The sequence below is a fragment of the Virgibacillus sp. W0181 genome, assembly GCF_051846915.1.
GTDB lineage: Bacteria > Bacillota > Bacilli > Bacillales > Amphibacillaceae > JBPYCR01.
Window position 1 is genome coordinate 1 of sequence record NZ_JBPYCR010000074.1, and the last position, 598, is coordinate 598.

Genomic DNA, 598 nt, shown 5'->3' on the forward strand with positions numbered 1-598 from the left:
GTGCCCAACTGAATGCTGGCAACTAATATTAAGGGTTGCGCTCGTTACGGGACTTAACCCAACATCTCACGACACGAGCTGACGACAACCATGCACCACCTGTCACTCTGTCCCCGAAGGGAACACGGTATCTCTACCGCTGGCAGAGGATGTCAAGACCTGGTAAGGTTCTTCGCGTTGCTTCGAATTAAACCACATGCTCCACCGCTTGTGCGGGCCCCCGTCAATTCTTTTGAGTTTCAGCCTTGCGGCCGTACTCCCCAGGCGGAGTGCTTAATGCGTTAACTGCAGCACTAAGGGGCGGAAACCCCCTAACACCTAGCACTCATCGTTTACGGCGTGGACTACCAGGGTATCTAATCCTGTTCGCTCCCCACGCTTTCGCACCTCAGCGTCAGTTACAGACCAGAGAGTCGCCTTCGCCACTGGTGTTCCTCCACATCTCTACGCATTTCACCGCTACACGTGGAATTCCACTCTCCTCTTCTGTACTCAAGTCCTCCAGTTTCCAATGACCGTCCACGGTTAAGCCGTGGGATTTCACATCAGACTTAAAGGACCGCCTGCGCGCGCTTTACGCCCAATAATTCCGGACAAC

The 598-nt window shown here is 54.0% G+C and carries 1 rRNA gene; it reads right to left on the reverse strand.

Going from position 1 to position 598, the window contains the following annotated elements:
• Positions 1-598: ribosomal RNA gene (locus tag ACLIBG_RS15600) — 16S ribosomal RNA — on the reverse strand; the annotation flags it as partial.